Annotated in this window: 13 protein-coding genes and 1 pseudogene; 7 read left to right on the top strand and 7 right to left on the bottom strand. The window is 66.1% G+C overall.

Translation table 11 applies throughout. The features are described 5' to 3' along the window. Positions 1 to 5: 5 nt before the first annotated feature. The 7 genes from gloA2 to gstA all read right to left on the bottom strand — a co-directional run bounded on the left by gloA2 (position 6) and on the right by gstA (position 6,335). Positions 6 to 755 carry an SMU1112c/YaeR family gloxylase I-like metalloprotein gene (gene gloA2, locus AC1DXX_RS13425; protein ID WP_478134700.1) on the bottom strand — a complete coding sequence of 250 codons (750 nt, stop codon included), beginning with the start codon at positions 753 to 755 and terminating at the stop codon, positions 6 to 8. 5 nt (positions 756 to 760) lie between these two features. After that, positions 761 to 1,225 carry a GNAT family N-acetyltransferase gene (locus AC1DXX_RS13420; protein WP_478134699.1) on the bottom strand — a complete coding sequence of 155 codons (465 nt, stop codon included), beginning with the start codon at positions 1,223 to 1,225 and terminating at the stop codon, positions 761 to 763. Next, a complete protein-coding gene (locus AC1DXX_RS13415; protein WP_478134698.1) occupies positions 1,222 to 1,707 on the bottom strand; it encodes a RidA family protein in 486 nt (161 codons plus the stop codon). The genes AC1DXX_RS13420 and AC1DXX_RS13415 overlap by 4 nt, the downstream gene beginning before the upstream one ends. A 60-nt stretch (positions 1,708 to 1,767) precedes the next feature. Beyond that, positions 1,768 to 2,871, bottom strand: a complete 1,104-nt coding sequence (locus AC1DXX_RS13410) for an alkene reductase (RefSeq protein WP_478134697.1) — start codon at positions 2,869 to 2,871, stop codon at positions 1,768 to 1,770. A 99-nt stretch (positions 2,872 to 2,970) separates the two neighbouring features. After that, the gene (locus tag AC1DXX_RS13405; RefSeq protein WP_478134696.1) at positions 2,971 to 4,797 is read right to left on the bottom strand and encodes an acyclic terpene utilization AtuA family protein; all 1,827 of its coding nucleotides are present in this window, start codon (positions 4,795 to 4,797) and stop codon (positions 2,971 to 2,973) included. Further along, positions 4,794 to 5,576: an enoyl-CoA hydratase/isomerase family protein gene (locus AC1DXX_RS13400; RefSeq protein ID WP_478134695.1), complete on the bottom strand. Its 783-nt coding sequence runs from the start codon at positions 5,574 to 5,576 to the stop codon at positions 4,794 to 4,796. Before AC1DXX_RS13400 ends, AC1DXX_RS13405 begins: the two co-directional genes overlap by 4 nt. Before the next feature lie 150 nt (positions 5,577 to 5,726). Beyond that, complete coding sequence (gene gstA / locus AC1DXX_RS13395; RefSeq protein ID WP_478134694.1) at positions 5,727 to 6,335, bottom strand: glutathione transferase GstA; 609 nt, start codon at positions 6,333 to 6,335, stop codon at positions 5,727 to 5,729. 354 nt (positions 6,336 to 6,689) lie between these two features. On the opposite strand from gstA, the gene mnmG reads away from it, so the two are divergent. The 7 genes and pseudogenes from mnmG to AC1DXX_RS13360 form a co-directional block, all read left to right on the top strand. Next, complete coding sequence (gene mnmG / locus AC1DXX_RS13390; RefSeq protein WP_478134693.1) at positions 6,690 to 8,648, top strand: tRNA uridine-5-carboxymethylaminomethyl(34) synthesis enzyme MnmG; 1,959 nt, start codon at positions 6,690 to 6,692, stop codon at positions 8,646 to 8,648. Further along, the gene (rsmG, locus tag AC1DXX_RS13385) at positions 8,645 to 9,286 is read left to right on the top strand and encodes a 16S rRNA (guanine(527)-N(7))-methyltransferase RsmG (protein ID WP_478134692.1); all 642 of its coding nucleotides are present in this window, start codon (positions 8,645 to 8,647) and stop codon (positions 9,284 to 9,286) included. The genes mnmG and rsmG overlap by 4 nt, the downstream gene beginning before the upstream one ends. 114 nt (positions 9,287 to 9,400) lie before the next feature. Next, on the top strand, positions 9,401 to 10,015 hold the full coding sequence (locus AC1DXX_RS13380; RefSeq protein ID WP_478134759.1) for a LysE family transporter: 615 nt from the start codon (positions 9,401 to 9,403) through the stop codon (positions 10,013 to 10,015). A 19-nt stretch (positions 10,016 to 10,034) separates the two neighbouring features. Then, a complete protein-coding gene (locus AC1DXX_RS13375; protein ID WP_478134691.1) occupies positions 10,035 to 10,943 on the top strand; it encodes a ParA family protein in 909 nt (302 codons plus the stop codon). A gap of 42 nt (positions 10,944 to 10,985) precedes the next feature. Continuing rightward, positions 10,986 to 11,531 carry an RBBP9/YdeN family alpha/beta hydrolase gene (locus tag AC1DXX_RS13370; protein ID WP_478134690.1) on the top strand — a complete coding sequence of 182 codons (546 nt, stop codon included), beginning with the start codon at positions 10,986 to 10,988 and terminating at the stop codon, positions 11,529 to 11,531. Then, positions 11,531 to 12,475 (top strand): ParB/RepB/Spo0J family partition protein, encoded by a 945-nt coding sequence (locus AC1DXX_RS13365; RefSeq protein WP_478134689.1) that lies wholly within the window; start codon positions 11,531 to 11,533, stop codon positions 12,473 to 12,475. The genes AC1DXX_RS13370 and AC1DXX_RS13365 overlap by 1 nt, the downstream gene beginning before the upstream one ends. 110 nt (positions 12,476 to 12,585) lie before the next feature. Continuing rightward, positions 12,586 to 13,001: pseudogene (locus AC1DXX_RS13360) on the top strand (peptidoglycan-binding protein); the annotation flags it as partial.

The raw sequence follows: 13,001 nt of genomic DNA, 5'->3' as shown, positions 1-13,001 counted from the left end.
CGCATCTACAGCAGTGTGCCCTGGTGGAACGCCATGCGCCACTTGCCGCGCCGCAGTCGCCACAGTGAACTGCGAAGCGAATCGGCTTCAGGCCGCTCCGGTGTTGCGGCGCGGTGCGCGCGGTAGGTGACCTGCGCGACGCCGGGCGCCATGCGTTGTACACGGAAGTCCGAGATCGTTCGCTCCGAGAAAACCTCGTCGCGCAGCGCTTCGATGATTGCCGGCCGGGTCCATTCGGTGCCTGAGACGCCGAGCTCACGGAAATCTTCGTCGAGCAGTTCTTCGAGCTGCGCGGCATTCGCTCGCACCTCGCGCAGATGCAATGCGCCTTCGAGTTTCAGCAGCAATGCGTCGAGATTTTCGGCCGGCTCGGCTTCGTAGAGTTCGAGCGGAAGACCATCGGGGTCGGCGAAGAAAGTGAAGCGACGGCCCGTGTATTCGTCGATGCGCAACGGCTCGACCGCGATGCTTTGCGCTGCGAGTTCATCGGCTGCGGCCTGCACGTCGTGCACTTCGAAGGACAGGTGTCGCAAGCCTTGCGCCTCGGGCCGTGTGGGGCGTGCAGGTGCCTCGGGAAACGAGAACAGCTCGATCTGCGAACCGTCCGGCAGTGCCAGGTCGAGCTTGTACGAGTCGCGCGCGGCACGGTAGTTCTCGGCAATCACGTGCAGGCCCAGCACCTCGGTGTAGAAGCGCTTCGAACGTGCGTAGTCGGCGCAGATGATGGCGACGTGGTGAATGCGGGCCAGTTGCATCGTGGTTATCTCAAAGGCTTGCGCAGGAAGACGCGGGTGCGTTCGGCGAAGGCGAGGCGCTTGTATTCGACGTAGCCGATGCGTTCGTAGAGCGCGCGGTTCTCGGTCATCTTCTCGTTGGTGAAGAGGTAGATCGAATCGTGGCCCTGGCGCAGTGCCTCGTGCTCGGCCAACTCGAGCAGGGCGCGGCCGACGCCGGTGCCCTGGTGCTGCGGCAGCACCGCGATCACGTCGAGCAGGAAGCCTTCGTCGGTGACGTCGAGCACCAGCGCGGCGACAGTCTCGTCCTGCTGCGTGGCGACCCAGACCTGTGCGTTCGCGATGGCCGCGCCATAGTCCTTGGTCATCGGAATCGGCGTGAGGCCGAGGCGCGGAATGTAGTGGCGAAAGGCCTCGGCGGCGCATGCGGCGATGGACGCCGCATCGTTCGCGTCGGCCCGCCTGAGGGTCCATGCCGCGTGGTGGCTCACGCGTCGAACTCCACCTCGCCCTCGATCTCCACCGGGATGTTGAACGGCAGTTCTGCCATGCCCACGGCGCTGCGTGCATGCGCGCCGACGTCGGGGCCGAAGAGTTCGAGGATGAGGTCCGAGAAACCGTTGATGACCGTGGGCTGCTTGTCGAAGCCGGGCGCCGACGCGACCATGCCGAACACGCGCGTCCAGGCCGTGATGCGGTCGAGGTCACCGAGTGCGCGCTGCAGGCTGCCGAGCATTGCCAGCGCCGTGAGGCGGGCCGCTGCATGGCCTTGTTCGACAGTCACTTCGCGGCCCAGCTTGCCGAGCGGCGCGGCAATGGTGCCGTCGGCATTGAGCGGCCCGTGGCCCGAGATCAGTGCACGGCGGCCGATGACGCGCACGAACCGGAAAGGCAGCACGACACCGGGCGGCGGCGTCACCGTGGGGGGAAGAACGAGGCCGAGTGCGGCCAGTCGTTGCTCGATGCGGGCCATGGCGTTTCTCTCCTGTGGGCGAACGAAAAGTGTCCGCCACATCTTGCCATGGCCCGAGGCTCAGGCCAGTGCCGGATAGTCCGTGTAGCCCTTCGCGCCGCCGCCGTACATGGTGGCTTTGTCGAGCTCGTTGAGCGTTGAGTTCTCGCGCAGGCGGCGCACCAGGTCGGGGTTGGAGATGAAGGGCTTGCCGAAGGCCACGAGGTCGTCGCCTTCCTTGACGGCTTCGTCGGCCAGTGGACGGTCGTAGCCGTTGTTGACCATCCATGCACCCTTGCCGCCGGCTTCGCGGTAGGCCGCCTTGAGGGCTTCGTAGTCGAAGGGCCGGTCCTCGATCTCGCGCGGGCCGCCGGTGGCGCCTTCGATGATGTGGATGTAGGCCAGGCCGAGCGTGGCGAGCTGCTTCACCACGTAGGTGAAGAGCGGCTGCGGGTTGCTGTCGTGCGCGTCGTTGGCGGGCGTGACGGGCGACAGGCGGATGCCGGTCTTGCCGCCGCCGACCGCGTCGACCACGGCGCGGGTGGACTCCAGCAGCAGGCGGGCGCGGTTCTCGATGCTGCCGCCGTAGTCGTCGGTGCGCTTGTTGCTGCCGTCTTTCAGGAACTGGTCGAGCAGGTAGCCGTTGGCGCCGTGCAGTTCCACGCCGTCGAAGCCGGCGGTTTCCACTGCGCTGCGCGCGGCCACTGCAAAGGCGTGGACGATGCCGGGCAGTTCGCCGGCGTCGAGCGCGCGGGGTTCGGAGGTTTCGACGAAGGTCGGCACGCCGTCCTTGATGAGCACGGTCTTGGTCTTGGCGGTGATGGCCGAAGGGGCGACGGGCTTACCGCCATCGGGTTGCAGTTCGGTGTGCGAGACGCGGCCGACGTGCCACAGCTGCACGACGATCTTGCCGTCCTTGGCGTGCACGGCGTCGGTCACGCGCTTCCATGCGTCGAGCTGCTCGGTGCCGTAGAGGCCGGGCACGTCGGCATAGCCCTGGCCCTGGTGGCTGATGGCGGTGGCTTCTGTGATCAGCAGGCCGGCCGTGGCGCGCTGGCTGTAGTAGGTGGCGGCGATGTCGGGCGGGACCGCATTGGGCGAGCGGTTGCGGGTGAGCGGCGCCATCACGATGCGGTTGGCGAGCTTCAGGTCGCCGGCCTGTACGGGGTCGAAAAGGGTGGACATCGCGGAAGAGGGCAGAGTTGAGGAGAAGCGCAAGGCTAAGCGTCCGACCTCAACCTTGCTGTCGCACGGTTGTCCCGATTGGTGCTATGAGGCTGTTTGTCAGGCCAGCAGGGCCAGCAGCGCAGGGCTCACGCGCACGGGCACTGCAAGCAGGATCTGTCCCATGCCCTTGCCCAATGGATCGTTGCGCAGCGACGCCATGCCGCCGCCGCCCAGGGCCTGTTCGCAGACGAAGTTGAAGGCGTCGATGCCGGGCACCTCGTAGCGCGTGACGCGGCCCTTCACGAGGTGCGAGAGCCAGTCGGCCACGCGGGCTTCGGTGAGCTGCTCGCGCAACAGCGGCAGCAGCGCAGGATGGCGCGCGATGACGCCGATGTTCGAGGTGTCTCCCTTGTCGCCGCTGCGGGCCCAGGCGAGGCGGATGAGGGGCACTTCGACGGTGTCGGGGGCCTCGGGTGCCGATTCCGGCTTCGCGGTATTGGCGGGTCGCGGCGGGGGCGTGTCGGCGGCCGCAGGGACATCGGTGCGCGGCACCTCGATGGGCTTCCCGTCGATGGTCACGCGCGCCTCGACCTGCGACTTGTCGAGCAGGAACGCGTACTGCCGGATCGACGGCGACACCGAGGCCCGGCCGCCGCCCGCACCCGTGGTGCCGGGCGACCACGAAGTGCCGGCGGGCGCGACTTCGCGTGCGAACAGCTCCAGCGCCTCCTTGCGCGGATGCGTCACCGCGAGCCGCAGCACCACCTCGCGCGACTGCAGGGCCTGCGCATGCGGGCCGTAGCAGGACTCCGCGCCCAGCACCTCGAGCTGCGTGCCGCTGTAGGGGCCGAAGCCGTGCTGCGTGAACAGCGTGCCGGTGCGCGCGAGGATCGCCTCGCCCGTGCGCCGTGCTTTCGCGGCCGCATCGAAGCCGACGATGGTGAGTTGCGCTGCGGTCTTGAAGCCGTCGACGTAGGTGGCGCAGACCTTGTAGCTCGTGGTCGGGGCACGGCCGCGCGCGCCGTGCACCCGCACGCGGTGCTCGCCGGCCTGTTGCGCGATGCGCACCTGCGTGAAGTCGGCCACCACGTCGGGCAGCAGGTAGGCCGCGGGGTCGCCGATCTCGTAGAGCATCTGCTCGCCCACCACCGCGGGCGTGAGCTTGCCGCCGGTGTCCGCGGGCTTGGTGACGACGAAGCTGCCGTCGGCGCTGCATTCGACGATGGGATAGCCGATGCGGGGCCAGTCGGGCACGGTGTCCCAGTCGGTGTGCAGGCCGCCGGTGGCCTGGCAGCCGCATTCGATGATGTGGCCCGCGAGGCTGCCGGCCGCCAGCAGGTCGTGGTCGCCGGGCTGCCATTCGAATTCGTGCATCAGCACGCCGAGCGTGACGGCCGAGTCGACGCAGCGGCCGGTGATGACGACCTGTGCGCCTGCGTCGAGCGCGGCCCGGATGGGCTGGGCGCCGAGGTAGGCATTGGCGGTGAGCACGCGTTCGGGCAGGGCGGCGCCGCTTTGCAGTTCGCGCACGGGCGGTCGGGCCTGGCGCAGTTGCGGCAGCAGCGGGGACGCGTCGTCGCCGCTCACCACTGCGATCTTCAGTGCGATGCCCTGCTCCGCGGCGAGCGCGGCCAATGCGTCGGCGCAACCCTGTGGATTGACGCCGCCCGCGTTGCTCACCACGCGGATGCCCTGTTTCACGACATCCGCGAGCACCGCCTTCATCGCGACGGAAACGAAGTCGGTCGCGTAACCGAGCTCCGGCTTCTTGAGCCGTGCGCCCGCGAGGATCGACATGGTGAGTTCGGCGAGGTAGTCGAACACGAGGTAGTCGATCTGCCCGCTGGCCACGAGCTGCGGCGCGCCCACGCTGCTGTCGCCCCAGAAGCCCGAGGCGCCGCCGATGCGGACGACGCGTTCCTTGCTGTCGTTGCTGCTGTTCATCGGCCGCTCCATTGCGGCTTGCGCTTCTCGCGGAAGGCGAGTTGGCCTTCCGCCGCGTCTTCGGTGAGTGCGAAGAGGCCGATCTGGCTTTCGGTGAACGCCATTGATTCCTCGAAGGCCATCGCCTCGATCTTCTTCATCGTGTAGAGGCCGCGGCGGATGGCGGCGGGCGACTTGTCGAGCATGCGGCCGAGCAACCAGTCGACGCCTTCGTCGACGTCGTCATTCACACGATTGACCAGCCCGTGTTCCAGCGCCTGCGCAGCGGTGATGGGCTCGCCGGTGATGCACATCTCGGCCAGCATGCGGCGTGGCAGCAGCCCGCCGAGCACGCTGAGCACCTGCGCGGGAAAGAGGCCGACCTTGACCTCGGGCAGGCCGAACACAGCGCTGCTGCTGGCCACGGCCATGTCGCACATCGCCATGATCCCCATGCCGCCCGCCATGCAGGCGCCGTTGACGCGCGCGATCAGCGGCACGGTCGACTGGCGGGCCTGGCGGAACAGGTTGGCGAAGCCCTGGTAGGGCTCGGCGTAGTCGAACTTGAAGGAGGTGCCGCTTTGCAGGTCGGCGCCCGCGCAGAAGGCGCGCGTGCCGGCACCGGTGATGACCACGGCGTGCACGGCATGGTCGTCGTTGGCGCGGTGCAGGGCCTCGCCCAGGCCGGCGAGCACGGCGCCGTTGATCGCATTGCGGCGCTCCTCGCGGTCGATGGTGAGCCACATGACGGGTCCGCGCATCTCTTCGCGCAGTTCGGCGGGGGGAGGGGTTTCGGCCATGACGCAGGGTTCCTTCGGTCTTCTGGAGTTCTGCCCGTAGCGTGACCCGAAAAAAAAGCCGCATCATGCGGCTTGTGGCTGAAGCGGCCCGGGTTTTCCCTGAGAGAGCCTGAACTGCTTCGTTGCCTCGCTGCTTCTGCGTGCTTCGGTTTACTTCAGCAGGCCTTCGGCCTTCATTGCGTCCTGCACGGCCGGACGGGCGCCGACGCGTGCGTGCCAGGCCTGGAGGTTGGCGAAGTCAGAGATGTCGACGCCGGTCGGCTTGGTCCAGTTGGTCACGGTGAACAGGTAGCCGTCGGCCACGCTGAAGTGCTCGCCCATCAGGTACTGCTTGTCGGCGAGCTGGCCGTTGAGCCATTCGAAACGCGACTTGAGCTTGTCCTTGAAGATGGTCTTGGCTTCTTCGGGCATGCCCGGGTTGAACAGCGGGCTGAAGCCCTTGTGCATCTCGGTGCCGATGAAGGTCAGCCACTCCTGCAGGCGATAGCGCTGCAGCGTGCCGGCGGCGGGTGCGAGATTCTTGGTGGGGGCGAGGTCGGCGATGTATTGCACGATGGCCGGGCCTTCGCGCAGACGGGTGCCGTCATCGAGCTCGAGCATGGGCACATAACCCAGCGGGTTGATGCCGTAGTAGTCGGTGCCGTCTTGCAGCTTGTGGCTCTTGGTGCTGGCCATCACGGGCTCGAAGGCGAGGCCGGCTTCGTGCAGCGCGATGTGAGGAGAGAGCGAGCAGGCGCCGGGCGAGTAATACAGCTTCATGCGAAATGACTCCAATGGATAGCGGGAATTGATCTAAGGGACCGAGGCGGATGCTAGCGGGTTTGAGGGCATCGCGTTTTTGTCCCGCGGCCGCTCGTGCATGGCGACCATCGGGGTCGATGGATGGGCGTCGAAAAGCCCGTGCCGGTGAGGCAACAGGCGGAAGCGGCCGGTTGACCATGGTGTATTGCTATTAAAAGCATAGCAAACTATCCAATGACGACGGGCAAGAACGAGCAGTTTGGCATTGCCCACTAGCTTGTCCACACAACAAGCGCAGAGGGGCATCGCCGATTAAAATCGGTGCCCCCTTTGCGCAGCGCACGCGTCCCGTAGTGCGCCCCTCTCTCAAAAATGCTGTACCCCGAAGAATTCGATGTGATCGTCGTCGGTGGTGGCCATGCCGGCACCGAAGCCGCGCTCGCCGCCGCGCGCATGGGCGCCAAGACGCTGCTGCTCTCCCACAACATCGAGACGCTGGGGCAGATGAGCTGCAACCCATCGATCGGCGGCATCGGCAAGGGCCACCTCGTGAAAGAGGTCGATGCGCTTGGCGGCGCGATGGCGATTGCCACCGATGAAGCCGGCATCCAGTTCCGCATTCTCAATTCGAGCAAGGGTCCGGCCGTACGCGCCACCCGCGCGCAGGCCGACCGTGTGCTCTACAAGGCCGCGATCCGCCATCGCCTGGAAAACCAGCCGAACCTGAGCCTGTTCCAGCAAGCGGTCGATGACCTGATGGTGGAGGGCGATCGCGTGGTCGGTGCCGTCACGCAGGTGGGCATCGCTTTCCGCGCGCGCACCGTGGTGCTGACCGCGGGCACTTTCCTTGACGGCCGCATCCACGTCGGCCTCGACAACTACCAGGCCGGACGTGCGGGTGACCCACCGGCCATCAGCCTGTCGGCGCGCCTCAAGGAACTGAAGCTGCCGCAAGGCCGGCTGAAGACCGGCACGCCGCCGCGGCTCGACGGCCGCAGCATCGATTTCTCGAAGTGCACCGAGCAGCCCGGCGACGGCATGCCCGGTGGGGCAGGGCCGATGCCGGTGTTCAGCTTCATGGGCCGGGCCGACATGCATCCGCAGCAAATGCCCTGCTGGATCACGCACACCAACGCGCGCACCCACGACATCATCCGCTCCGGCTTCGACCGCAGCCCGATGTTCACCGGCAAGATCGACGGCGTGGGCCCGCGCTACTGCCCGAGCGTCGAAGACAAGATCAACCGCTTTGCCGACAAGGAAAGCCACCAGGTCTTTCTCGAGCCCGAAGGCCTGACGACCAACGAGTACTACCCCAATGGAATCTCGACCAGCCTGCCGTTCGACATCCAGTACCAATTGGTACGCTCGATGCCCGGGCTGGAGAACGCCCACATCCTGCGGCCGGGCTACGCGATCGAGTACGACTACTTCGACCCGCGCGAACTCAAGAGCAGCTTCGAGACCCGCTCGGTCAAGGGCCTGTTTTTTGCCGGGCAGATCAACGGCACCACCGGCTACGAAGAAGCGGCGGCCCAGGGTTTGTTCGCCGGCATCAACGCTGCGCTCCAATGCCGGGGTGAAGAAGCCTGGCTGCCGCGTCGCGACGAAGCTTATCTGGGCGTGCTGGTCGATGACCTGATCACCAAGGGCGTCACCGAGCCGTACCGCATGTTCACCAGCCGCGCCGAGTTCCGGCTGCAGCTGCGCGAGGACAACGCCGACATGCGTCTGACCGAGGCCGGGCGCAAGCTGGGCCTGGTGGACGATGCACGCTGGGATGCGTTCAGCCGCAAGCGCGATGCTGTTTCACGTGAAACAGAGCGCTTGAAGTCGATCTGGGTGAACCCGCGCAACCTGCCGGCGGCCGAGTCGGAGCGGGTACTGGGCAAAGCCATCGAACACGAATACAACCTGGCCGACCTGCTGCGCCGGCCCGATGTGAACTACAAAACGCTGATGTCGCTGGACGGCGGCAAGTACGGTGCCGAGTCGACGCTGACCGAAACCGAGATCGAACAGATCGAGATCTCGGCCAAGTATTCGGGCTACATCGAGCGCCAGCATGACGAAGTGGAGCGTGCCGCTCATTTCGAGAACCTGCGCCTTCCTGCCGATTTCGACTACGGACAGGTCAAGGCGCTGAGCTTTGAAGTGCGCCAGAAGCTGGACAAGCATCGACCCGAAACCCTGGGCTTGGCTTCGCGTATCTCGGGTGTGACGCCCGCCGCCATCTCGCTTTTGATGATCCATCTGCGCAAGGGTGGACACAAAGCCTTCATCCGCGACGACGCCACGGAAGCAGCCACCGAGCCGCAGCCGGCGCAATGAGCGCGCCCATCGACACGTTGCGCCAGGGCGCAGCCGAGCTCGGCGTAAGCCTGACCGACCGGCAGGGCGAGCAGTTGCTGGCCTACGGCACGCTGATGCTCAAGTGGAACAAGGTCTACAACCTCACGGCGGTGCGCGATCCGGCCGGTGTGATGACGCACCATCTGCTCGACAGCTTGGCCGTTATCCCGCCGCTGCACCGCCAGTGCCCGGGGAAGGGGAGGCTGCTCGACGTGGGTTCCGGCGCTGGACTGCCGGGCGTGATCATCGCGATCATGCGCCCAGACATCGACGTGAGTTGCCTGGATGCGGTTGCCAAGAAGGCAGCCTTTGTCCAGCAAGTGGCTGCCGAGCTGGAGTTACCGAACCTCCGTGGACTGCATGCACGGGTCGAATTACTGGAGGGCAGCTACAACGTCATCAGCTCGCGCGCCTTCGCTTCACTGCCGGATTTTTTCAACGGCTCGAAGCACCTGCTGGCGGCGGATGGTGTGTGGCTCGCCATGAAGGGCAAAACGCCCAACGAGGAACTCGCAGTTCTGCCCACTGAAGTGGCGGTGTTTCACGTGGAACAACTGACCGTTCCAGGTCTCGATGCCGAGCGCTGTATCGTCTGGGCGCGCAAAGAGACGGTCTGATTCCGTAAAAGATGCGGCGGCGCCGGCAAAAGCCGGTGCCCGAACGGCCCTCCGCGCGCCGGCCTCGCTTAGACTCGACGCCTCCCCTTGGCTCTCTTCTTCGAGGCAAATTCCATGTTTGGCATCGCTGACTACGGCGCATTTGTCGCCGCCATCATCCTGTTCCTCCTGATTCCCGGCCCGGGCAATCTCGCGCTGATCACCTCGACCAGCAAAGGCGGAGTTCGCGGTGGACTGGCAGCGACCACAGGCGTGATCGTTGGCGATCAGTGCTTGCTGTGGGCAGCGGTGGCTGGTGTGTCGGCTGTGCTGGCTGCGTATCCCGCGGCATTCAAGGCGGTGCAGTGGCTGGGTGCTGCCTATCTGGCATGGCTCGGCATCAAGATGCTGCTGGCCAAGCCCGGTTCAGCGCCGATCCTCAACATCAAGCCGGGCCACTTTTTCCGTCAGGCATTCACGATCACCTTGCTGAATCCCAAGGCCATCGTGTTCTACATGGCTTTTTTCCCGCTGTTCGTCGACCCAGCCCGCCATCAGGGACTGATCACGTTCGGTGCTATGGCCGTCACGATCGCCGCACTGACCTTTCTGTACGGGCTGACCTCGACGCTGCTCACGCACTTCTTGGCCGAACGCATCCGCGCCAACCGCCGCATTTCGGGCACGCTCGAGAAGCTGGCCGGTGTTTTCCTGATCGCCTTCGGCGTCAAGCTCGCGATCTCGCGCTGATCTCCCGGTACTGACAGACATGGCCAAGATTTTCTGTGTTGCCAACCAAAAGGGCGGCGTCGGCAAGACCACCACCACCGTCAATCTCGCGGCCGGCCTGGCCAAGGTGGGCCAGCGGGTGCTGATGATCGACCTCGATCCCCAGGGCAATGCGACCATGGGTTCGGGCATCGACAAGCGCCAGCTGGAGCTGACGGTGTACGACGTGCTGCTCGAATCGGCCTCCGTGGCCGAGGCGCGCGTGAAGGCCGACAAGCTGGTGGAGGGCGGTTGCGGCTACGACGTGCTCGGTGCCAACCGCGAACTGGCCGGTGCCGAAGTGGAAATGGTGGCGCTCGACCGCCGCGAAAAACGCCTGCGCACCGCGCTGGCCGCCGTTGGCGCCGAGTACGACTTCGTGCTGATCGACTGTCCGCCGAGCCTGAGCCTGCTCACGCTCAACGGCCTGTGCGCCGCCCACGGTGTGATCGTGCCGATGCAGTGCGAATACTTCGCGCTCGAAGGGCTGACCGACCTGGTCAACACCATCAAGCAGGTGCACGCCAACCTCAACAAGAACCTGCAGATCATCGGCCTGCTGCGCGTGATGTTCGATCCGCGCATCACGCTGCAGCAGCAGGTGAGCGAGCAGCTCAAGTCCCACTTCGGCGACAAGGTGTTCGACACCGTGATCCCGCGCAATGTGCGTCTGGCCGAAGCGCCGAGCTATGGCCTGCCGGGCGTGGTGTTCGATCCGGCCGCCCGCGGCAGCCAGGCCTTCATCGCCTTTGCGCAGGAGTTGGTTGAAAAGCTGCCGCCTGCGAGTGCCTTCGCCTCCGGCGCGGTAGCGCCTCCTATTGCGCCGGTCGAGCGCATCGCACCCGATCTGACCATCCCCGAGGATGTGCTGGCGCCCGCGCCCGACGCCACCCCTGAAAAAAGCCTCTGACGCTTGCCTCGAAGGGGCAAGAGGCCATCAAGTTCACAGCAAATGACAGTTCCCCGCATCCTGCTGCTGCCGGGTTGGCAGAACAGCGGCCCCGGCCATTGGCAAACCCGCTGGGAGTCGGTCTATAGCGACCACCGCGTCGAGCAGCATGAATGGATGCGGCCGTTGCGCGGGGACTGGTCGGCCCGGCTTGAAGAAGAAGTGCTGGCCGCGCCCGACCCGGTGGTCTTTGCGGCACACAGTCTCGGCTGCATCCTCGTCGCCGCCTGGGCCGCGCATTCGCGCAACACCCACAAGGTGCGCGGCGCGCTGCTGGTGGCGCCCGGTGACCTGGAGCGCGACGACCTGCGCCAGCTGATTCCCGGCTGGGCACCGATCGTGCGTCGGCCGCTGCCGTTCCCGGCGGTGCTGATCGCCGCCAACGACGACCCTTACTGCGAAGCCTCGCGCTCGCGCCAGTTGGCCAAGGATTGGGGCACGCGCTTCGTCGATGCCGGCGCGGGCGGACACCTGAACGCCGAATCCGGCCTGGGCGACTGGCCCGAAGCCCGGCAACTCCTGAACGACATTTCGAAAGACAAGAACTGATGGCGACCAAGAAACCCAAGGGCCTCGGCCGCGGACTCGAGGCGCTGCTCGGCCCGACGGCCGCACCCGCCTCCGACAACAACGGCGCAGGGGGAACGGAAGAGGGCGGCGTGCCGCCGAACCCCACCACGCTGATGCTCGACCAGATGGTTGCCGGCGTCTACCAGCCGCGCACCCGCATGGACGAGGGCGCGCTCTACGAGCTGGCCGAAAGCATCAAGGTGCAGGGCATCATGCAGCCGATCCTGGTGCGTCGGCTCGACATTGAATCGGCCGTCACCAAGAACGCCGAATACGAAATCATCGCGGGCGAACGCCGCTTCCGCGCCGCCAGGCTCGCGGGCCTCGACAGCGTGCCGGTGCTGGTGCGCGATGTGCCCAACGAGGCCGCGGCGGCCATGTCGCTGATCGAGAACATCCAGCGCGAAGACCTCAATCCGCTCGAAGAGGCTCAAGGCCTGCAACGCCTGGTTTCAGAGTTTGGGCTCACTCACGAAATGGCGGCGCAGGCCGTGGGCCGCTCGCGCAGCGCCGCCAGCAACCTGTTGCGCCTGCTGAACCTGGCCGAGCCGGCACAGCTGATGCTGATGGCCGGCGACATCGACATGGGCCATGCCCGGGCGCTGCTCTCGCTCGACCGCGGCACCCAGATCACGGCGGCCAACCAGATCGCCGCCAGGAAGATGTCGGTGCGCGAGGCCGAGGCGCTGGTCAAGAAGCTGGCCGCCGAGTTCACCCTCACCCCGTCGCGCCGCGGCAATGCCGGCGAAAAGTCGCGCGACCTGCAGCGCGTCGAAGAAGAGCTGGCCGACCTGCTCACCGCCGAGGTCGAGGTGCGCATCAAGAAGCGCACAAAGCGCGGCGAAAGCGGCGAGCTGGCGATTCACTTCGGCTCCATCGAAGCGCTCAACGGATTGATCGAACGCATCCGCCGAATGGCCTAGTTTGTGAACTCGGGATCGGGTATTCGTTTGATTGATTCTTGCAATCTTTTACGCGTATCCTCGACCGCTGGTTTTCCAACCCCAGATCTGAAACAGAGGGAGTCCACGTCATGACGTTCGCCAAATTCCCGCTCGCGGCCATCGCCGTCGGCGCCCTTCTCCTCACCGGCTGTGCCGCCACCGACATGCAGATGGGCAGCTCGTCGGCCAAGACCATGGCCACCGGCAGCGCCGCAGGCTCGTCGACCGACAACGCGAGCGGCCAGCTCGAGCGCTGCGAATCGCCGCTCGGCACGGTTTCGCTGATCGAGAACGTCAACTCGGGTTGGTACACCATCCTGACCGGCGAATACCGCCTGCCGCCTACTGCCAATCTGTTGCGTTTGCTGGTACAGCAGTCGAACTGCTTCATCGTGGTCGAGCGCGGCGCGGCCGGCATGAACGCCATGACGCGCGAACGCGCGCTGCAGCAGTCGGGCGAAATGCGCGGCGGCAGCAACTTCGGCCGCGGCCAGATGGTGGCGGC

Source organism: Variovorax sp. P4_B10 (assembly GCF_056402375.1).
Note: the sequence above shows the minus strand (reverse complement) of the source record. Positions and strands in the feature narration are given on the sequence as shown.

Bases quoted from the DNA above. Each gene is read 5' to 3' on its own strand.
- AC1DXX_RS13380 (WP_478134759.1), top strand. From the start codon at position 9,401: ATGTTTGGCATCGCTGACTACGGCGCATTTGTCGCCGCCATCATCCTG.
- AC1DXX_RS13410 (WP_478134697.1), bottom strand. From the start codon at position 2,871: ATGTCCACCCTTTTCGACCCCGTACAGGCCGGCGACCTGAAGCTCGCC.
- AC1DXX_RS13370 (WP_478134690.1), top strand. From the start codon at position 10,986: ATGACAGTTCCCCGCATCCTGCTGCTGCCGGGTTGGCAGAACAGCGGC.
- rsmG (WP_478134692.1), top strand. From the start codon at position 8,645: ATGAGCGCGCCCATCGACACGTTGCGCCAGGGCGCAGCCGAGCTCGGC.
- mnmG (WP_478134693.1), top strand. From the start codon at position 6,690: ATGCTGTACCCCGAAGAATTCGATGTGATCGTCGTCGGTGGTGGCCAT.
- gloA2 (WP_478134700.1), bottom strand. From the start codon at position 755: ATGCAACTGGCCCGCATTCACCACGTCGCCATCATCTGCGCCGACTAC.
- AC1DXX_RS13365 (WP_478134689.1), top strand. From the start codon at position 11,531: ATGGCGACCAAGAAACCCAAGGGCCTCGGCCGCGGACTCGAGGCGCTG.
- AC1DXX_RS13405 (WP_478134696.1), bottom strand. From the start codon at position 4,797: ATGAACAGCAGCAACGACAGCAAGGAACGCGTCGTCCGCATCGGCGGC.
- AC1DXX_RS13400 (WP_478134695.1), bottom strand. From the start codon at position 5,576: ATGGCCGAAACCCCTCCCCCCGCCGAACTGCGCGAAGAGATGCGCGGA.
- AC1DXX_RS13375 (WP_478134691.1), top strand. From the start codon at position 10,035: ATGGCCAAGATTTTCTGTGTTGCCAACCAAAAGGGCGGCGTCGGCAAG.
- gstA (WP_478134694.1), bottom strand. From the start codon at position 6,335: ATGAAGCTGTATTACTCGCCCGGCGCCTGCTCGCTCTCTCCTCACATC.
- AC1DXX_RS13415 (WP_478134698.1), bottom strand. From the start codon at position 1,707: ATGGCCCGCATCGAGCAACGACTGGCCGCACTCGGCCTCGTTCTTCCC.